At 54.6% G+C, this 20,395-nt stretch carries 12 protein-coding genes, 1 tRNA gene and 9 pseudogenes; all 22 read right to left on the bottom strand.

Annotated features, from left to right (window positions below; genetic code table 11):
* Positions 1-91: 91 nt before the first annotated feature.
* Entirely contained in the window at positions 92-328 is a 237-nt protein-coding gene (gene secG / locus JCM13995_RS01460; RefSeq protein WP_054661738.1) for a preprotein translocase subunit SecG, read from the bottom strand.
* 113 nt (positions 329-441) lie between these two features.
* Positions 442-1,773, bottom strand: a pseudogene (locus JCM13995_RS01455) (ClC family H(+)/Cl(-) exchange transporter); the annotation flags it as partial.
* A gap of 26 nt (positions 1,774-1,799) precedes the next feature.
* The gene (locus tag JCM13995_RS17970) at positions 1,800-1,973 is read right to left on the bottom strand and encodes a hypothetical protein (RefSeq protein ID WP_439645191.1); all 174 of its coding nucleotides are present in this window, start codon (positions 1,971-1,973) and stop codon (positions 1,800-1,802) included.
* A 64-nt stretch (positions 1,974-2,037) separates the two neighbouring features.
* A pseudogene (locus JCM13995_RS01450) lies at positions 2,038-3,256 on the bottom strand (MFS transporter).
* Between the two features lie 252 nt (positions 3,257-3,508).
* Positions 3,509-4,734 (bottom strand): annotated as a pseudogene (gene eno / locus JCM13995_RS01445) (phosphopyruvate hydratase); the annotation flags it as partial.
* A 73-nt stretch (positions 4,735-4,807) separates the two neighbouring features.
* A complete protein-coding gene (gene tpiA, locus JCM13995_RS01440; RefSeq protein WP_054661735.1) occupies positions 4,808-5,563 on the bottom strand; it encodes a triose-phosphate isomerase in 756 nt (251 codons plus the stop codon).
* 25 nt (positions 5,564-5,588) lie between these two features.
* On the bottom strand, positions 5,589-6,779 hold the full coding sequence (locus tag JCM13995_RS01435) for a phosphoglycerate kinase (RefSeq protein WP_054661732.1): 1,191 nt from the start codon (positions 6,777-6,779) through the stop codon (positions 5,589-5,591).
* 229 nt (positions 6,780-7,008) lie between these two features.
* Positions 7,009-8,031 (bottom strand): type I glyceraldehyde-3-phosphate dehydrogenase, encoded by a 1,023-nt coding sequence (gap, locus tag JCM13995_RS01430; protein ID WP_054661729.1) that lies wholly within the window; start codon positions 8,029-8,031, stop codon positions 7,009-7,011.
* 37 nt (positions 8,032-8,068) lie between these two features.
* Positions 8,069-9,105, bottom strand: a pseudogene (locus tag JCM13995_RS01425) (sugar-binding transcriptional regulator).
* A gap of 339 nt (positions 9,106-9,444) precedes the next feature.
* A pseudogene (locus JCM13995_RS01420) lies at positions 9,445-10,034 on the bottom strand (ATP-dependent Clp protease proteolytic subunit).
* Positions 10,035-10,237: 203 nt separating this feature from the next.
* Positions 10,238-10,309, bottom strand: a tRNA-Arg gene (locus JCM13995_RS01415).
* Between the two features lie 82 nt (positions 10,310-10,391).
* A pseudogene (locus tag JCM13995_RS01410) lies at positions 10,392-10,840 on the bottom strand (MarR family winged helix-turn-helix transcriptional regulator).
* A gap of 77 nt (positions 10,841-10,917) precedes the next feature.
* Positions 10,918-11,865 (bottom strand): DNA-binding protein WhiA, encoded by a 948-nt coding sequence (gene whiA / locus JCM13995_RS01405; protein ID WP_054661724.1) that lies wholly within the window; start codon positions 11,863-11,865, stop codon positions 10,918-10,920.
* Between the two features lie 4 nt (positions 11,866-11,869).
* Positions 11,870-12,901, bottom strand: a complete 1,032-nt coding sequence (mgfK, locus tag JCM13995_RS01400; protein ID WP_054661763.1) for a gluconeogenesis morphogenetic factor MgfK — start codon at positions 12,899-12,901, stop codon at positions 11,870-11,872.
* Positions 12,901-13,788, bottom strand: a pseudogene (rapZ, locus tag JCM13995_RS01395) (RNase adapter RapZ). Before rapZ ends, mgfK begins: the two are co-directional and overlap by 1 nt.
* 215 nt (positions 13,789-14,003) lie before the next feature.
* Complete coding sequence (locus JCM13995_RS01390; RefSeq protein WP_054661721.1) at positions 14,004-14,543, bottom strand: HdeD family acid-resistance protein; 540 nt, start codon at positions 14,541-14,543, stop codon at positions 14,004-14,006.
* 67 nt (positions 14,544-14,610) lie between these two features.
* Positions 14,611-17,479 (bottom strand): annotated as a pseudogene (gene uvrA / locus JCM13995_RS01385) (excinuclease ABC subunit UvrA).
* A gap of 6 nt (positions 17,480-17,485) precedes the next feature.
* Positions 17,486-18,823, bottom strand: a complete 1,338-nt coding sequence (locus tag JCM13995_RS01380; protein WP_439645190.1) for a helicase-related protein — start codon at positions 18,821-18,823, stop codon at positions 17,486-17,488.
* Positions 18,793-19,185 (bottom strand): hypothetical protein, encoded by a 393-nt coding sequence (locus JCM13995_RS17965; RefSeq protein WP_439645189.1) that lies wholly within the window; start codon positions 19,183-19,185, stop codon positions 18,793-18,795. The genes JCM13995_RS01380 and JCM13995_RS17965 overlap by 31 nt, the downstream gene beginning before the upstream one ends.
* The gene (locus tag JCM13995_RS17960) at positions 19,136-19,342 is read right to left on the bottom strand and encodes a hypothetical protein (RefSeq protein WP_439645188.1); all 207 of its coding nucleotides are present in this window, start codon (positions 19,340-19,342) and stop codon (positions 19,136-19,138) included. The genes JCM13995_RS17965 and JCM13995_RS17960 overlap by 50 nt, the downstream gene beginning before the upstream one ends.
* Positions 19,314-19,502: a hypothetical protein gene (locus tag JCM13995_RS17955; RefSeq protein ID WP_439645187.1), complete on the bottom strand. Its 189-nt coding sequence runs from the start codon at positions 19,500-19,502 to the stop codon at positions 19,314-19,316. Before JCM13995_RS17955 ends, JCM13995_RS17960 begins: the two co-directional genes overlap by 29 nt.
* A 142-nt stretch (positions 19,503-19,644) precedes the next feature.
* Positions 19,645-20,274, bottom strand: a pseudogene (locus tag JCM13995_RS01375) (YfbR-like 5'-deoxynucleotidase); the annotation flags it as partial.
* Positions 20,275-20,395: the final 121 nt, after the last annotated feature.

The raw sequence follows: 20,395 nt of genomic DNA, 5'->3' as shown, positions 1-20,395 counted from the left end.
GCCAAACCACTCACCGCAATTTCGGCTTGCTTAATCAGCTGCGTACGTGCCTGCCTCCAAAAAAAGGCCCCTGTTCACCAGGAGACCTTCGTTAGTGGGATGCCAGATACACTAAGACGAGCGAGAAGGCGAAGAAAAGGACGCCCAGTACAACGGTCACCTTTTCCATAAACGCTTCAAAGCCCCGTGATTTTTGCTTACCAAACAAGTCGGTGGCGCCGCCAGACAGCGCACTTAAAGCATCTTGCTGCTTACTTGGCTGCATCAGGGTCGCGATCACGATGAGGATCGAGTCGATGATGAGTAAATTCGTAAAAAGGGTCTGCAAGTTTTTCCCTCCCTTGCAAATGGTTACTAGTAGTAGATTATCACAAACTCAGCGTCAAGACCAGTCGAGTTTGCGCATCACCACGCGCTGGGCAACCTCGTTAAGACTCCTGCTCACTCATTTTTTTCCGCCAGCTCGTGCAGCCGCTTGCGCACTGCCGCCCGCCGGCTGGCATCGGTCAATATGACCAGGGTATCCCCGCCGTGGATCACGGTGTCACCATGCGGCAACAGGCTGTCCTCGCCGCGTCTGATCGCCATCAGCAGCGTTTCCTTGGGCCACTTAAAATCGCGCACCGCCATGCCGTCCAGAACACTACCGGCGTACACCGGCAGCTCCAGGCGGTCCATGCGGTGAATCGCCTGCAGCCGGTTCTTGGTTGTCATCCGCCGCAGCAGCGACTCATAAATCGGGCCCCACCAACAGGTCGACCACCACATAGGCGACCAAAGACAGCACCGCCATGGCCATCAGGTTGGTCAAGTTGCCCACCATCTCGGTGATTAGCAAAATGGCGGTAAACGGCGCCTTGCCGATGCCGGCGAAGTACCCGGCCATGGCAAAAATGATCAGATTCATCTCGTAGGCGCGCGGCAGCCAGCCGATGTCGCCCATCAGCACCGCGTAAGCCGCCCCAATCACCGCACCAAGCGACAGGATCGGTAGAAAAATCCCGCCGGGGAGCCCGGACCCATACGAAACCATGGAAAAAAACGAACCGCAGCGCAAAAATCACCAGCAGCACCCCAAACGCGGGAATGCTCCTGTTAAACCCAGTGATCAGCCCGTTGCCACCGCCTAAAATGGCCGGATCCAGCAGGCCAATCGGAATCACCAGAAGAAACGGCACCAGCCCCTGCAGCGCCCGCGGAATGTGCGTGTAGGAATACAGCTTGGGCATCGCGAGCAACGTTTTTTTGATACGCGAACCCTAAAACACCAAGCAGGACCCCCAGAAGGAGCAAATGCCAGTACAAAGAAACCGGCAAGGGGCGATCGTAAACCAAGTGCAGAACCGGCACTTCACCAAAGACGTTCAGTGAAATGAAGTTGGCCCCCACGGCGCTTGCCAAACTGGTGATCCATACCAGTGGGCTAAAGTTATGGTAAACCTCTTCAAGCACAAACATGGTGCCGGCAATTGGCGCGTTGAACGCGGCGGCTAAGCCCCCGGCGGCCCCGGCGGCGATCATGATGCGCCGGTCTGACCCGTGTTTCTTAAACCCTTGGGCGACGCCTTGACCCACGGCGGCACCCAGCTGAATCGATGGCCCTTCCCGGCCCAGAAATAGCCCCGGGCCGATACTGATGATCCCGGCGACAAACTTTTTCCAGAGGATCGACCACCAATGAAACTCAAGCTCCCCTTGCAGCTGCCCTTCGACCTGCGGGATCCCGGACCCTGAGATATTCGGCTCACTCTTCAGCATCCAGGCAACGACGAGGCCGGCGGCAATACTGCCCAGCACGATCAGGCCAAGAGCCCTGGGGTCGCCGCGCGATACAGCGACTGCATGAAGGACAAGATCCGCTCGATCGATAATCTAAACGCCGCCACCACAGCGCCAGTCAAAAGGCCCACCAATAGTCCAAAAAGGACGAAGCGCAGCCGCGTGGGATCGACGGTTTTTGAAGCCTTTTGCATGTCACACCTCCAAAGAAACTTATTCCATTATACAGCAAAAAAAAGGGCCGCATAAAATGCGAACCTAACCGCGCCGAAGCGACGGCTCCGTGAACCACAAAATGATGAAGTTGATGAGCAACAACGCGGCCGTGGAGATAAACACGACATTGTAGTTAAAGATCCCGCCGAGCAGCCCGCCCAGCAGGCCCCCAAACATGTTGCCCAGCGCCTGAAACGACTGGTTCCAGGAGAAAATCGCTGAGGTCGCCGAGGCCGGCGAGTTCTTAGTCAGCAGCGTTTGAATCGTGGGGAACAGTGCCCCATCGGAGATCCCAATGGCAAACCGCAGGACCCCGAGCAGAACAACACTGGTGACAAAGCCTTGGGGAAAGTACATGACGACCGCGAACAAGTAACCCGCAATCAGCACTTTGCCGGAGCCGTGTTTGTCCCCATAGTCACCTAGCCGCGGCGCCGCTAAGATGTTGGACAGCCCAGGCAAGGCGGCAATGATCCCGGCCACCAAGGCCACTGGCCCGGCGTTGTGCATCAACTCTTTGATGTAAAGGCTGATGATTGGCGAAATCGACGCGTTACCCAGCTGAACGATCATGGTCGAAATTAGCAGCACAATGATCAGCTTAGGGTTCGCAAATTGGCCCAGCAACCCGGCCAAACCTGATTTGCCGCCTTTCTTACGCGGTGCCGGCACAAAGTACTCTTTGACGAACAGGCTGAGGCAAGGCCCGCCAACATCAACAGCCCGGCAGTGATAAAGAAGGTCACCCGGATCGACATGAACTGGGCCAGCAGCCCGCCAATCACCGGCCCCATCAGCATGCCAGAGGTGGAACCCGTCACCAGCGTGCCAAGTGCCCTGCCGGCGTGGTTGCGTGGCGTCTGCGAGGCGATCAACGCCTGCGCATTCGAAATGAACCCCGAAAACAGGCCCTGCAGCGCTCGCAGACCGATCAGCTGCCAGACGTTGGTGACCAGCCCCATCAGAAACATCGCGACGGCCATGCCGACCGCTGCGCGGATCAGCATGATCTTGCGGCCCTTACGATCGGCCAGCGCGCCCCACAGCGGCGACACAATGGCGGTCACAAAAAAAGTCGCGGCGAACACGAGGCCGGAGTACAGGGAGACTTGTGCCTTGGTGAAATTGCCCAGCTCACCGACATACAGTGACATGAACGGGGTGATTTCGGAAAACGCGATCCCGGCAATAAACGTGCACCCCCACAAGACGTTCAGGTTGCGCCGCCATGGGCTTTTTTTTCCCTTTGTTCTTCGTTCATGATGTCACTCCCCCGTGAGTTGGTAGAATAAAAACAGTCACATAATAGTGTGCGAGTGAATTGTGAAGAAAGTGTGAATTTTTCGGCTGACCAATCAAAAAAAGCACCCTGCAGAATCGCAGGATGCTTTATCGCACTTAACTCAACGTTAAATGTGCACTGGCGCGGGCCAGACTAGTCGATTGCCTTAACGTTGTAGAAGGACTTGCGGCCCTTGTACGTTGCAGACTTGCCGAGTTCGTCTTCGATCCGCATCAACTGGTTGTACTTCGCGATCCGATCAGTCCGGCTCATGGAACCAGTCTTGATCTCGCCGGCGTTGGTTGCAACAACCAAGTCAGCGATCGTCGTATCTTCAGTTTCACCAGAACGGTGAGAAACAACCGCGGTGTAACCGGCTTCCTTGGCCATTTCGATGGCTTCGAAGGTTTCGGTCAACGTCCCGATTTGGTTCAGCTTGATCAGGATGGAGTTGGCAACACCCATATCGATACCCTTCTTCAGGTAATCGGTGTTGGTAACGAACAGATCATCGCCGACGATTTGGACTTTGTCGCCCATCTTGGCGGTGAACTTCTGCCAGCCTTCCCAGTCGTTTTCGTCGATCGGATCCTCGACTGAAACAATCGGGTACTTGTCGATGTACTTCGCCAGCAGATCGATGAATTCGTCGGTCGTGTAGGAAGTATCAGGGTCAGACCACTTCAGGGTGTACTTCTTGGTCTCTGGGTCGTAGAACTCAGAAGAAGCAACATCAAAGGCGATCGCAACGTCTTCGCCCGGCTTGTAGCCGGCCTTCTGAATGGCTTCAACAAGCAGCTCAAAGGCTTCCTCGTTGTCCTTCAGGTTAGGAGCAAAGCCGCCTTCGTCGCCGACGGAAGTGATGTCGCCCTTAGCCTTCAGCTCAGCTTGCAGCGCGTGGAAGGTTTCAGAACCCATGCGAATCGCTTCACGCATGGACTTCGCACCAACAGGCATGATCATGAATTCCTGGAAGTCAACGGTGTTCGTGGAGTGCGCGCCACCATTGAGGACGTTCATCATCGGTGTTGGCATCACGTGCGCGTTAGGGCCGCCAAGGTACTCGTAGAGTGGCAGACCAACTTCGGACGCAGCAGCACGGGCTGCAGCCAGGGAAACGCCAAGAATCGCATTGGCGCCAAGCTTGCCCTTGTTCGGGGTACCATCAAGATCGATCATGGTCTGGTCGATCAGGCGTTGTTCAGTTGCGTCCAAGCCGATAACGGCCTTGGAGATGACGTCGTTCACGTTGCAACGGCCTTCAGAACACCCTTGCCGCCGAAACGGGACTTGTCGCCGTCACGAAGCTCAACGGCTTCGTGTTCACCGGTGGAAGCACCTGACGGAACAAGCGCACGGCCAAAGCCGCCGTCTTCCGTGTAAAGTTCAACTTCAACAGTCGGGTTGCCACGGGAATCAAGAACCTCGCGGGCCAAAACATCTGTAATAATAGACATATGTTTTCTCCTTTTAATCGCCTTTAACAGGCAGAATTTATCGTTTTTAGTTTACCACAGAAAAACTGTGGGATTAGTCTTGGTAGTTGGCCAAGGCAACGAAGCTTTCTGGATCCATCGATGCACCGCCAACCAAGCCGCCATCGATATCAGGCTTGGCCATCAATTCCTTGACGTTTGCAGGCTTAACGGAACCGCCGTAAAGAATGCGGACAGCATCCGCAGTCTCGGCATCGTAAAGCTTCGCAACGATTGAACGAATGTGCGCAACGACTTCTTGTGCCTGATCAGCAGAGGCAGTCTTGCCTGTGCCAATGGCCCAAATCGGTTCGTACGCGATGACGCTGTTTTTCACGTCAGCAGCCGAGATGCCAGCCAGTGCTGCTTCAACTTGAGAAGCAACCCAGTCGTTGGTCTGGCCAGCTTCACGCTGGTCGAGACTTTCACCACAGCAGATGATTGGCAGCAGGCCATTCTTCAAAATGGCCTTCGCCTTTTTGTTGATGTCCTGGTCAGTCTCGTGGAAATAGCCGCGGCGTTCGCTGTGGCCGATCACGACATAGTCCAGACCCATGTCCTTGAGGGCTTTCGGGCTGGTTTCACCAGTGAAGGCACCAGCATCTTCGAAGTAGCAGTTTTCTGCCGCAGTCTGAAGTGGTGTGCCCTTGGCGCCGGCCACCAGTGTGGTCAGGTCAATTGCAGGAGCAGCAATGACGGTCTGAACCTTGCTGGATTCAGGGAGCTTACCCTTAACGCCGTCCAGGAATGCTTGTGTTTCTTCCGGGTTCTTGTTCATTTTCCAGTTCCCGGCCATGATAGGTGTGCGCATAATTAACTTCCTTTCAGACTGAAGCTTACTTGTCGGAAATTGCCGCGATGCCTGGCAGAGTCTTACCTTCCAGGTATTCAAGGCTTGCGCCACCGCCAGTGGAGATGTGAGTGATCTTCGGTGCGATGCCGAGCTGCTTGGCAGCGGCGGTCGAATCACCACCACCAATGATCGTGGTTGCGTCTTTGAGATCGCCAAGGGCTGTGCCGACTTCCAAGGTGCCTTTAGCATAGTTCGGCATTTCGAACACGCCCATTGGGCCGTTCCAAACAACCGTCTTGGCACCATTAAGCGCATCCTTGATGTCCTGAATGGACTTAGGACCGATATCCAAAGCCATGTAACCGTCAGGAATGGCGCCTTCAACAACTTTGTGCGGCGCATCATTCGAGAACTCGGTTGCGACCACGTTGTCAACTGGCAGCAAAAGCTTGTCGCCGGCTTCGTCCATAATCTGCTTTGCCAGGTCAATCTTATCCTTCTCAACCAGTGACTTGCCAACCGACAGGCCCTTAGCCGCGTAGAAGGTGTATGTCATACCGCCACCGACGATGATCTTGTCAGCCTTAGGAACCAGGTTGCGGATCACGCCGATCTTGTCAGAAACCTTCGCCCCACCTAAGATGGCAACGAATGGGCGCTTCGGGTTTTCAACCGCGTTGCCCAAGAACTTGATTTCCTTTTCCATCAAGAAACCAGCAGCCGTTTGCGGCATGTTGGACGCAATGCCGACGTTGGAAGCGTGCTGACGGTGAGCGGTACCGAACGCATCGTTGACGAACAGGTCGCCCAGGGATGCCCAGTACTTGCCCAGTTCAGGATCGTTGCCGGATTCTTTCTTGCCGTCAAGGTCTTCAAAGCGCGTATTCTCCATGACGAGAACGTCGCCGTCGTTCATCTTAGCGATTGCGTCTTCAAGTTCCTTGCCACGAGTGGCTGGGACAAAGGTAACCGGCTTCTTCAGCAGTTCGGAAAGACGCTCTGCAACTGGACGCAGGCTCAACTTAGCCTTGTCTTCTTCGGTCTTCACGCGGCCCAAGTGAGACAGCAGGATTGCCTTGCCGCCATGGTCGATCACGTATTGGATCGTTGGCAGTGCTGCCACGATACGGTTGTCATCACCGATGACGCCGTCTTTGATCGGCACGTTGAAATCAACGCGGATCAGGACTTTTTTGTCCTTCACGTCTAGATCAGAAACGATCAATTTAGCCATTGAATAAAACCCTCCTAAAATGTTGGAATGCTTTGTGCACATCCACCTGGCCACTGGGGACTAGGTTTGCCCTACCAAACCAGCGGTTTGGCACGGCAAGCCCAGCCCACAATAGGCCGGGAAATGCGCGTGTGTTTTTGCACATTCTGTCATAAAAAGAAGGCGGAGGGAGATACTCCCTCCGCCCCCTTCATAACGGTTGAAATCGTTAATGCTCTAAGGTTTTAAATTAGAGAGTCGCGAACTTCAGCAGGGTACGAATCATCTGGCAAGTGAAGCCATATTCGTTGTCGTACCAAGCAACCGTCTTAACCAGCTGGTAGTCACCGGCGGTCGTTACTTCGGTCTGGGTAGGGTCGAAGATTGAGCCGTAGGTTGTGCCGATAACGTCAGACGAAACGATCTCGTCAGCGTTGTAGCCAAAGCTTGGGTTGCCGTCAGTGTGCTTCTTGATCGCAGCGTTGACCTGGTCAGCCGTCACGTTCTTGGTCTTCAGGATGGAAACCAATTCGGTCAGGGAGCCGTCAACAACGGAGACACGCTGTGCGTGGCCCTGAAGCTTGCCGTTCAGTTCTGGGATAACGATGCCGATAGCCTTAGCCGCACCAGTTGAGTGAGGGATGGTGTTAACAGCAGCAGAACGCGCAGCGCGCAGGTTGCCACCGCGAACAGGGCCGTCAAGCAGCATCTGAGTGGAGGTGTAAGCGTGAACCGTTGTCATGGTACCAACTTCGATGCCGAATTCCTTGTTCAGGAAGTAAGCCATTGGGGCCAAGCAGTTGGTCGTGCAAGAGCCGGCAGAAACAATCTTGTCGTTTGCGTCCAAGGTGTCATCGTTGACGTTGTAAACGATGGTCTTGATCTTGCCAGCAGGTGCGGAAATCAGAACACGTTCTGCGCCGGCATCCAAGTGAGCCTGAGCCTTTTCAGCTGAGGTGTAGAAGCCTGTGCATTCCAGAACGTACTGAACGCCGTCGTTCTTAACCCAAGGAATGTTCTGAGCCTGAGGTTCAGCATAAACACGGTATTCCTTGCCGTTAACAACGATACCGTTGTCGGTAGCGCTGACTTCACCAGGGAATGTACCATGAGTAGAATCGTACTTCAGCAGGTGAGCCAACATCGCTGGGCTGGTCAGATCGTTGATGGCAACAACTTCAATATCGTTGCTCTTGGCACCTAATTCAAAGATGCGACGGAAGGCCAAACGACCGATACGGCCAAAACCATTGATACCAATTTTAACAGTCATGCTAAAATTTCCTCCTTTAGGAAATAAGAGTTTTATTCTAACGGGTTTCCCCAGTTAAAATCGCATTTGAGGCGCCAACGTCCGTGATGAGCCACGTCCGACTTGGCGCATTTTTCATATATGCCGTGATCGCCTTAGCCTTGGAACGGCCCCCGGCAACCGCAAACACATATGGGATATGATCAAGATCCGGAATCTGCAACCCAATTCTTGGGATCTTGTAAATCACCTTGCCGCTCGCATCAAAGAACGTGCCGAAAGTTTCTGAAACAGCATGTTGCTTGGTGAGCTTGGCAATGGCCTCAGGAGACATTGATCGGCGCTTGGCCATGACCAATGCATCCCCTATACTATGAATCACTACCTGGGCATTGTCAATCAATTGCAGCACTTCGCGCACGGAGGGTTCCTGAAGTAATGGCTGGTAAGTTTTCGCACTCACGTTTTCAGGAATGTACAACACGCGGTACTTGCTGTCCGTCGCTTCGGCCATGCTGGCCGCCACGGAATTGGCTGAATCGCCACCGCCTCGCCGACCCCGCCGCGGGCCGGCACAAACGTGAGCTCACGCCCGGCAGACAGCTTGTAAGTCATCTGCTGAGCCACGCGCGCCATTGTCGTGCCGCCCATCACTGCGATGGTCAGCTGACCGCTAGGCAAAATCAGCTGCAGCGTTGAATTCAGTTCCTTGCCCATTTCGTCCAACACCCGGCTGCTTTGATCAGCGTCCCCACTGACAATCAAGCAGTGGTCAATGCCGAGCTTATCGGCGAGGTGCTTCTCGTCTTCCTTAAACCCCAGCAGTCGATTCATAAACTGCTCCAGGCCTTGAAAGACTTCGATGCCCTGGCTGGTAAGGACCATTCCAGACTTCGAGCTTTTGATCAGGCCTTGCTTCCGGAGAAACTCGGTCTCCGTCCGCAGGACCCGTTCGCTTAGTTTCATCTGCTCGGCTAACGCCCGTCTACCGACCGGCGACATCCAGCTGATGAACTGCAAGATCTGATAACGTTGCGTAATCACACCCATAAAGTCTGGGGCGATTGCTTCGATCCAAGCGAACTCAGAATGCATTGCTCATTGTCCTTCTTGTGGGTCGTTTGACGTCCTACCGTGTCACCTAGTGACCCAGTGGTGGCAAAAAAAATTTTGGGACCCCAGCTAACCCGGATCTCCCTTACCAACGCTTTCTATTATAGCCGCCTCGTGAAAACGGTGCAAGAGATTTGCCCAAAAGGCGAAAACTCTTCCCATATTAGAAGAATTGTTGCCCAAATACCGCTTTTTTTTCGTAAAGAAACCGATTTCCAAATTTAGTGGCGCGATTTTCAAACTTGGTCATTCGGGACCCTTCTCACCTGTTTTTCATTAAAAAAAGCACCGGCACGTTAACGCCGGTACTTAGATGACCCCTTACTTCTGGTCGGCCTTCGACGTCAAGATATCGTCGATCAAGCGTAATCCTTGGCCTCCTGCGCGGTCATGTAGTTATCCCGCTCAGTGTCCTTCTTGATCTTGGCTTCAGTCTGGCCGGTCGCGTCAGACAAAATCTTGTTCAACTTCTTGCGTGACTTCAAGATTTCTTCCGCCGCAATTTCGATTTCTGTTTGCTGGCCCTGAGCACCACCGGATGGCTGGTGAATCAGGATCTCTGAGTTTGGCAGCGCAAAGCGCTTGCCCTTGGCTCCGCCCGCCAACAGCACGGAAGCCATGGACGCTGCCATGCCAATGGCGATGGTCTGAACATCCGCGTGGATCAGGTTCATGGTGTCCAGCATCGCCAGACCGGAGGTGATCACACCGCCAGGGCTGTTGATGTAAAGGTAAATGTCTTTATCAGGATCTTGTGCGTCCAGGAACAGAAGCTGGGCAATGACCGAATTGGCAACTTGGTCGTTGATTTCCCCAGACAGCATAATGATCCGGTCTTTAAGCAAGCGAGAGTATATGTCATACGAACGCTCGCCGCGGCTGGTTTGTTCAATAACTGTCGGAACTAGCATAGTGGAACCTCCTAACGAGTATTTAGCACTCTTAAAACTACAGTGCTAAGCTTAGCACTAACGTCAAAAAAAAGGTCAAAGTCTTTGACCAAAGTTTTTTTCGGTCAGCGTTAGTTTAGCATATTCCACTTGCCAGGTGCGCTGGTAAGCGCCTTTCAGCCAACAAAAAAACGCCAACCAAGTGGCGTTTCTCTTTTGAATGCTGCGCAGCCCGGGAGTCGAACCCGGATTTCGAGAACCGGAATCTCACGTGCGATCCATTACACTAACCGCGCAAGTACTCAATTATTTTACGGGAGCGCGCCGCAAAATGCAAGCGTCAGCGCAAATTCCCCTCAAAATCGAGGCATTGCGTGCTTACTGAAGCTTCTCGTCCGGAATGGCCGTCAGGTGCTGATCGACCGTATCGACCTGCGCCTTGATGGCTTCGTACTTTTCGCTCGGGAAGTTCAGGTAGGCCATGCATGAGCCACATGGTCATAGATCTCATCGCGCATGTCCTTGGCTTTCTGAGTCAAGCTGACATCAACCCGGCGTTCGTCTTGCGCCGAGCGCTTCCGTGAGATCCAGCCGTCCTTCTCCATCCGCTTCATCAACGGCGTTAGAGTCCCAGAGTCTAGATTCAGCGTCTGCCCCACCTCTTTGACCGACATCGTCCCGTGCTCATAAAGGGAAAGCAAGGTGATGTACTGCGGATAGGTCAGCTTGTACTTAGCCAGTGCTTGAGAATAAAAATGATTAAACTGCTTCTGTGCTTTGTAAATGGAAAAACACAGCTGTTCATTCAATCGAATCGGTTTAGTCATATGCTCGCCTCCAGTGACGTCATACCCAACGGTTCTATCGAGTTTATTGTAGACGATTTAATTAGGTAATGGAAGTGTCAACTTTCGCTGGGCTGGCGACTCCCCTCTGCAATCTGATTAAGCTTCCGCAGCCGGTGATTGATGCCTGATTTCGAGATCACCCCGCTTGGCACCATTTCCCCCAGTTCCTTCAGGGAAACATCGGGATGGGCCAGGCGCATCTCGGCAATTTCCTTCAGCTTAGGCGGCAACCCTTCCAACAGCCCGCGGTCTCTGAGGTAGTTGATATTTTCGATTTGACGCTGGGCCGCATCAATGGTTTTGTTCAGATTAGCCGTTTCACAGTTGACCAACCGGTTCACCGAGTTGCGCATATCGCGAACGATCCGGACATCTTCGAATTTGAGCATCGCCGTCGTGGCCCCAATCACCCGAAGAAAATCGGCAATCTTTTCTGCTTCCTTCAAGTAAACAATCCAGCCACTGCGCCGCTCTACCGTCCGGGCATTGAGGCCAAAGTCATTCATCATCTTGAGCACGTCGTCGTTGTGATCCTTGTACAGGGAATAAATCTCCAGGTGATACCGTGACGTCTCTGGGCTGTTGACTGATCCGCCGGCCAAGAACGCGCCCCGTAAATATGACCGCTCTCGCTGCGGTTCATTCAGCACTTTGCGCGACACCGCCGTCATGATGGCCATGTTGCGCCCATCTAGAATGTCCAGGTCTTCAAGCACCGCATTGACGCCGGTGGCGAGGCGGACCACATACTGATTGTTCTTTTTGAGCTTCATTTTCCGCCGGACGATCAGGTTGGCCTCATGATGATACACCTGGCGAATGAGGCTATAGATGCGCCGGGCAATGGCCGGATTCTCGGTTTGAACATTCAGGACAAATTGGTGGTCCTGAATCGTTAAACTGCCGTTCATCCGAATCAACGCGGACAGCTCAGCTTTGGCGTGCTCGGGATGGACCTCAAGTTGGGTGAGCTCTTTTTTGACTGTACTGGCAAAACTGGCCATCCACTCACCGCTTTCTCTTTTTCATCGTGCCGACTTGAAAGGCTAAATTCAGGATCTCCGAGGCCACCTTGTCGCCATCGTGAAAGACGCCACGGTCCCGCAGCTTCAAAAAGTCCGCGGAAATCACCCGGCAGCCTAAATCGCGCAAGCCTTGATAATCCGGCCGGACGGGCACCAGGATTTCGTTGTACTTTTGCGCATCGAGCGCGTTCTTTGGCACTTGTGCGATGTTGACCAGCACGGTATCGACAAAATTGGCACCCAAGTGGCGATTGAGCACCCGGACGTGATCGGCATCAGTAAAGTGTTCAGTCTCCCCTTTTTGCGTCATGATGTTGACGACGTAAATCACCTCGGCCCGGGTCTTGAGCACCGCCTGACCCAAGTTCTTGATCATCAGGTTGGGCAGCACACTGGTAAACAGACTCCCCGGCCCCATCACCACCACATCGGCCGCGAGAATGGCGTCGACCACCTCAGGCATGGCCTTGGGTTCAAGGTCATCATCGGTGTCGGTCACCCAGACGCGCTTGATGTGTTTACCGGCAGCCGTGATTTCCGCTTCACCGGCCAGCGTGGAGCCGTCGGTAAATTCGGCGTGCAGCGTCAGCGGCCGATCACTGGCGGGGTAGACATGGCCATCAACCTTCATCATTGACGACAAGGTCTGAACCGCCTGAAAAATCCCGCCGCCCATTTCCGAGAGAGCCGCAATAATTAAGTTGCCGATCGCATGCCCGGCAAAAAAACTGTCACCGCTCTCGAACCGGTACTGAAAAACCTGCTTTTCCAGTTCAGGCATGTCAGATAAGGCCACGAGAACATTGCGAATATCACCAGGCGGGACCACGTTGATGTAGTTGCGGATCACCCCGCTGGAACCGCCGTCGTCGGCCACAGTGACCACCGCCGTCACATCGGCATTTTGCTCGCGCAGGCTCTTGACGATCACCGGCAACCCGGTCCCGCCGCCGATGACGACGACTTTGGGGCGTCTGCCGCGAATCACGCGGATCGTTTTTGTTTCATTCGGCATCATGAGCGGTTCACCGTCGCTTTCCGTTTATTGACATCACGGTGGGTAATATCAACTGGGTACCCCGCCGTCTTGAAGGCCTGCCCGATTCTCTCCGTGAAGGCAACGCTGCGGTGTTGACCGCCGGTGCAGCCGATGGCGATCGTCACGCTGCTTTTGCCCTCTTTTTTTATATTGAGGCGTGATACTGGCCAGCAGGTCGTAAAACTTCTTGTAAAAATCCTCGGCTGCAGGATTATCCATCACGTAGTCGTAGATTCCTGATCACGACCGTCGCGATTGCGGAACTTTTGGACATAGTAGGGGTTGGGCAAAAACCGCACATCCATCACGATGTCGGCATCAATGGGCAGGCCGTACTTGAACCCAAAGGACATGACCTCAAGATGAAAGGTCGGATGGTCAGCCGTTTTAAAGATGACAAACAGCTTCTCACGCAGCTGCCGCGGCGACAGGTTGGTGGTGTCGATCACCACCTGGGCGCGGTTGCGCAGCTCAGTCAGCAGGCCCCGTTCCTCCTTGATGCCATCCATCAGTCGGCCCTCTTGGGCTAGCGGATGGCTGCGCCTGGTTTCCTTGTACCGGGACACCAGCTCAGCGTCGGTGGCGTCAAGAAACAGGATCTTGGTGGTCACAAAGGAGGTGTTGTCCAAATTGGCGAGCATGTCGTTGATCTGGTCGTAGAAAGCATGACTGCGAAGATCCACCACAAGCGCGATCTTTGTGATTTTGCCATTTTCTTTCATCAACTCCCAGAACTTGGGTAATAGCGCCGGGGGCATGTTGTCGACGGTAAAATAGCCAAGGTCCTCAAATGACTGCATGGCAACAGTCTTTCCGGCCCCAGACATCCCGGTGATCACCACGAGGTTAATCGAGTCTGCCATCCTATCCCTTCTTTCTTTTGCTATTGTAACATGCCGGGCGTGTCATCAACAGTCCTGGCGTCTCTCCGCGCAAGGCGAAAATCGCCTAGCGCCGGTCCACCAAACCCCGCCACGTGCACAAACGCCTCTGCTCCACGACTTTAAACCCGAATCGTGGCGCAAAGGCGCATGTACTTTTGGGCTAAAACTGCTTTATCTCACAGCCTCAGCAACAATCAGATTTGACGCCGCGCAAAGGCGGTGAGGATCGCATTGACCCCGAGAATGAAGAAGGCTGTCGCCAGCAAAATAATCAATCCGACGGCTGCCACCACCGGCTGCATGATCAGCAGCAGGCTGACCACCACGGCGAAAATATCAAGAATCAGCGTCAGAATAAACCAGCCGGTCCCAGCTTCGCGCATGTGACCCGCGTTGACCAGATTGGCAATACTGTCGACCAGAAACCAAATCGCAAACAGGTAAGCCAGCGTGATCGCACCAGACTCGAGATCAAACAAGAAGACGAGCCCCAGCAGGACATCGAAGATTCCGGCAATCAGGCTGATCCAAGCCAGGCCGCCGGTCAAGGCGCGCAGCTTCGTAAAGCTGGCTAAAATCGCGATGCCGCGGATAATCGCGACTAACGCAAACAGAAAGGTCAAGGTTGCCATCGTGGCACCTGGGTGATTCAGAACGACGATTGCCGCCAGGATCAATGCAATCCCGGTGAACAATTCGCCCCAGTCAAAGCCAAAGTGTGTCTGTCTAAACATAATTTGCCACCTCTTGAGTTCATCATACTGACTCGACCATTAATCCACAAGGCAAACTGAGCGCTGCCTACCGCGCTGCCGCTTGACTAGCGGCCCGGGCCTTGTCCCTGGTCAGAATCGGGCCAAGGTACTGACCGGTGTACGAGGCTTTGACCTTTGCCACCTGCTCAGGGGTGCCAGTGGCGATCACCTGGCCGCCGCCGTCCCCGCCTTCGGGGCCCAGGTCGATCAGCCAATCGGCCGTCTTGATCACATCGAGATTATGCTCAATCACCAGGACCGTATTGCCTTCGTCGACCAGCCGCTGAAGCACATCCAAGAGCTTGCGGATGTCGTCAGTGTGCAGGCCGGTGGTCGGCTCATCCAAAATGTAGAAGTTACGTCCGGTCGAGATCTTCTGCAACTCAGAGGCAAGCTTCATGCGCTGCGCCTCGCCGCCGGAAAGCGTCGTGGCGCTTTGGCCCATCTGGACGTACCCTAAGCCAACATCGACAATGGTTTGCAGTTTGCGCGCGATCTTCGGGATCGCCGCAAAAAAACTTCACGGCCTCGTCGACTGTCATGTTCAACACGTCGGCAATACTCTTGCCCTTGTAGGTGACTTCGAGCGTTTCCGAGTTATACCGCGTCCCATGACAGACTTCGCAAGGCACATAGACATCTGGCAGGAAATTCATTTCGATTTTGATGATCCCGTCGCCTTTGCAATGCTCGCACCGGCCCCCCTTCACGTTGAATGAGAACCGGCCTTGCGTGTACCCGCGCAGCTTGGCCTCATTGGTTTGGGCGAACAGCGCACGGATATCGTTGAAGACGCCCGTGTAGGTCGCAGGGTTGCTGCGAGGCGTGCGCCCAATGGGACTCTGATCGATATCGACCAGCTTCTCAATGTTCTGCCACCCCATCAGCTTGGCGTATTTGCCCGGCTTTTCCGAATTGCGGTACAGTTTTTGCGCCAGCGCGCGCTTTAGGATCGAATTGACAAGGGTGGATTTACCGGAGCCAGAGACACCGGTCACCCCGATAAACTTCCCCAGGGGAAAGTCCACGTTGATGTGCTTCAGATTATGCTCGGCCGCACCTTCGACCCGGATCACCTTGCCGTTGCCCGGCCGTCTGGTTTTAGGCACAGGAATAAACTTCTTGCCTGCCAGGTACTGACCAGTCAGAGACTTTGCCGACCGCATGACCTGCTTCGGCGTTCCTGCGGCCATGATGTGACCACCGTTATCGCCGGCACCGGGTCCAACATCGATGAGATAATCGGCGGCCAGCATGGTGTCCTCATCGTGTTCAACCACGATGAGCGTATTGCCCAGATCGCGCATTTTCTTCAGCGAGGCGATCAACCGGTCGTTATCGCGCTGATGCAGGCCAATTGAAGGCTCATCCAAGATGTACAGCACCCCAGACAAGTTAGACCCGATTTGAGTGGCCAACCGAATGCGCTGGGCCTCTCCGCCGGATAACGTGCCGGCGGAGCGGGACAAGGTGAGGTAATCCAGACCCACGTTTTCCAGGAACGTCAGGCGATCGTTGACTTCCTTCACGATTGGCTGGGCGATCACCTGCTGGTTGGGGGTCAGCTTAATGCTCTTGAAGAACGGCAGGGCGTGCTTGATCGAGAGGTTCGAGGCATCTGCGATATCCTTGCCTGCGACCTTCACGGCCAACGCCTGACGGTTCAGCCGCTTGCCGTGGCACACGGGGCAAACCAACGCGGTCATGTACTGCCGCATTTGATCGGAGCCGAACGGCGAATTATTCGCGTGGTAGCGCCGTTCAATGTTTGGCAGCACGCCTTCAAACGGCGCCGTCACGTCGCGGACCCCGCCAAAATCAGAGTCGGCGTGAAAATGGAACTTCTTCCCGTGACTGCCGTTCAGGACGATGTCGCGCTGCCGCTCGGTCAGCTTGTTGAATGGCTTGTCAATTGGAATCTTAAACGCCTTGCAAGCCTGTTCCAGCATGGCCGGGTAATACGTCGAGGAGGCCGAGTACCAAGCGGCAACGGCCCCCTGCTGAATCGACTTGGTCGGATCCGGCACGACCAAATCAACATCGACGGTCAGCTTCTCGCCCAACCCGTCACACTCGGGGCAGGCCCCAAACGGCGCGTTGAACGAAAACAGCCGCGGCTCAAGCACACCAATCGTAAAGCCGCACAGCGGGCAGGCAAAGTGCTCGGAGAAGACCAGCGGCTCCCCGCCGATCACGTCCACGTTCGCGTAGCCGTCAGACAGGCGCAGTGCAGCTTCAAACGAGTCAAACAGCCGGGAGCGATTGTCGGCATCCCCGTGCTTCACCACGATGCGGTCGATCACGATATCGATATCGTGATTCTTGTTTTTATCCAAGTCGACGTCGGCACTCGCGTCCATGATCTCGCCATCCACGCGCATCCGCACGTAACCCTCACGGACGATTTTCTCGAGGACTTTTTTGTGGGCCCCTTTTTTGCGGCGAACCACCGGTGACAGGATCTGAATGCGGCTCTTGTCGGGCAGCTTCTGCACGCGGTCGACCATCTGCTCAACGCTTTGACTGGAAATCACCGTGCCATCGTTGGGGCAGATGGGTGTGCCAATGCGCGCCCACAATAAACGCAGGTAATCATTAATTTCCGTTACCGTGCCGACCGTTGACCGCGGGTTTTTCGACGTTGTTTTCTGATCAATCGAAATGGCTGGACTGAGGCCGTCGATTGAGTCAACGTCCGGTTTGTCCATTTGCCCTAAAAATTGGCGGGCGTACGCGGAAAGGCTCTCCACGTAACGGCGCTGGCCTTCAGCGTACAGTGTGTCGAAAGCCAAACTGGACTTGCCGGAACCACTCAGCCCCGTCATGACCACCAGTTTATTTTTGGGAATGGTCACATCGATGTTCTTCAGGTTATGGGCTCTTGCCCCGTGGATCACAATTTTATCGTTAGCCATAAATCCTCACTTTTCTGCTTCTAGTTCCAGTATTGTGTCACGCAGCGTGGCCGCCTGCTCAAAGTCGAGTTTCTTCGCCGCCGCCTGCATCTGCGTCCGCAGGTTGCCGATCAGCTGCTTCCGGTCGGCCTTGCTCATGTCGTGCAGATCCACCTCGGCAAAGCTGCGGTCCTTGTCCGGATCCGCACTACCGCTGGTATCGACCGCCGTGATCGCATCCCGTATCGGTTTCACAATGGTCTTTGGGGTGACGTGGTGTTTCTCGTTGAACGCCATTTGAATCGTCCGCCGCCGTTTGGTCTCATCGATCGCACCTTTCATCGAATCCGTGACGGAATCCGCGTACATGATGACCTTCCCGTGCTCGTTGCGACTCGCCCGCCCAATCGTCTGAATCAGCGACCGCTCGGCGCGCAGGAAGCCTTCCTTGTCGGCATCCAGAATCGCGATCAAAGAGACTTCAGGCACATCGATCCCTTCACGCAACAGGTTGATGCCGACCAGCACGTCGTACTTACCCAAGCGCAAGTCGCGGATGATTTGCGTCCGCTCCAGCGTTTTAATGTCGGAGTGCAGGTAGGCGACCTTAATGCCCTCTTCCTTGAGGTAATCGGTCAGATCCTCCGCCATTTTTTTGGTGAGCGTGGTGACAAAGACGCGCTCGTTCTGCTCGACCCGCTTGTTGATTTCCGAGGTCAGGTCATCGATCTGCCCCATAATCGGCCGCACTTCGATTTCCGGATCCAACAGCCCGGTCGGCCGAATGATTTGCTCGGCAACGTCTTCCTTCGGCACGCGGTCCAGCTCGTACGGGCCAGGGGTCGCGCTGACGTAGAGAATCTGGTTCACGTGCTGCTCAAACTCATTGAGCTTAAGCGGCCGGTTGTCCAAGGCAGAAGGCAGCCTGAACCCATAGTCGATCAGGGTCTGCTTGCGGGCGCGGTCGCCGTTGTACATGGCGCGGACCTGAGGCATGGTGACATGGCTTTCGTCGACCATGATCATGAAGTCTTTGGGGAAAAAGTCCAACAAGGTGTAAGGCGGTTCGCCGGCCTTGCGCCCCTCCATGTGCCGGGAGTAGTTTTCGATCCCGTTGGTGTAGCCCATTTCGCGCAGCATTTCAATGTCGTAATTCGTCCGCTGCTCCAAGCGCTGCGCTTCAAGCAGCTTACCCTGATCTTGCAATTCCTTTAACCGCTGGGTCAATTCCTTAGAGATGCCTTCGATCCCGCGTTCCATCGCGTCATCTGAGGTCATAAAGTGAGTCGCCGGGAAGATGGAGACTTGCTCCCGCTCGCCAACAACCTCACCGGTCAGGGCGTCGACCTCGGTGATGCGATCCACCTCATCACCAAAAAAAACTCGACGCGAATGGCGTGATCGTCGCGACTCGCCGGGAAAATTTCCACGACGTCGCCGCGCACCCGGAACCGACCGCGCTGAAAATCAATGTCGTTCCGTTCGAACTGGATGTCGACCAGCTGCCGCAACAGCGTGTTCCGGTCAATTTCCATGCCCTTCCTGATGGAAAGCACATGGTCTCGGTACTCCGTTGGTGAGCCCAGTCCGAAAATCGAGGACACTGAGGCCACCACGATCACATCGTTACGCTCCAGCAGTGCCGCCGTCGCACTGTGCCGCAGCTTATCAATCTCATCATTGATCGCCGAGTCTTTTTTCGATGTACGTGTCGGAACTCGGCACATACGCCTCTGGCTGATAGTAATCATAGTAGGAGACGAAATACTCGACCGCGTTGTGGGGAAAGAACTGCTTGAACTCGCCGTAGAGTTGCCCTGCCAAGGTTTTGTTGTGTGACAAAATCAGCGTGGGTTTATTGAGGTTCGCGATGACGTTGCTCATGGTGAAGGTCTTCCCAGTCCCCGTGGCCCCCAGCAAGATCTGCTCTTTTTTTGCCCGCCTTGAAGCCCTTGGTGAGCTTGGCGATGGCCTGAGGCTGATCCCCGGCCGGGGCGTATGGTGAGACCAATTCAAATTTCTTATCAGCGATTCGTGTGATCATATGATTACCTCCAGTGGCCCGGCGTCGCAATCGGCGCCAAAGCTAGGCCCTGCAACAAAAAAGTCGGAACCGAGATCCCAACTTTTGACTGACACTTATTATACCATAGCGAACAAATATTCGTGCTCACCCTCACTATTTTTTTTGCCATCACGGACCGCGTCAATTTCTTCAGCATATCGCGGTCGGCAAACTCCTCATTGAGCATGTCCGGCAGGATCTCTTTCAAGAAATACTGGACACTCGGCCGGGCCTCAAAGCTCATGATCACGCTGAGACTCTCTGTGTAAATATTGACAAACACGCGCTCTGGATTGCCCTTTTCAATCTCGCCGAACGATTCGTAAAGCAGATCCACCTTATCCGAAATGCTGAGGATCTGCCCCTCCAGCGTGTCGTCTTTGCCTTCGCCAAGCCGGCGGCGGTAGACGTCCTGGTACTCGGCAGGAATCTCGTTTTGAATGAAGTTTTCGGTCATCGATTCCTCGACGTCCGCCAGCATGGACCGCAAGGCCGGGGTCGCGTATTTGACTGGCGTCTTGATGTCACCGATAAATCGCTCGGTGTAGTCGTGGTTCAACGCCTTTTCGTAGAGCATCTGCCAGTTGACCGCGTTGCCCGCGTGTTCCTCAATGTCGCCCAGCATCTGGGCGATCTCGGCCACTTTGAACGAGTGCGCCGCAACGCTGTGCTCCGCGTACTTGAAGAACCCCGGTGCCCGCCGCAGCGTCTCCAAATTGCCCAATCCTTGAATATATTGATGCATGCCCATGATGCTGGCCTCCTCACGCAAATTTTAAAAAGCTTACCACGCCGATGGTCATGATTCAACCCTCGGCACCCCTGCCAGTGGCGTGACCAGACTCACCCCACGGGACAAAAACAGGGCCTCT

The organism is Lacticaseibacillus camelliae DSM 22697 = JCM 13995 (genome assembly GCF_001311195.1).
Taxonomy (GTDB): Bacteria; Bacillota; Bacilli; order Lactobacillales; family Lactobacillaceae; genus Lacticaseibacillus; species Lacticaseibacillus camelliae.
This window is presented reverse-complemented; position numbering and strand designations above follow the sequence as displayed.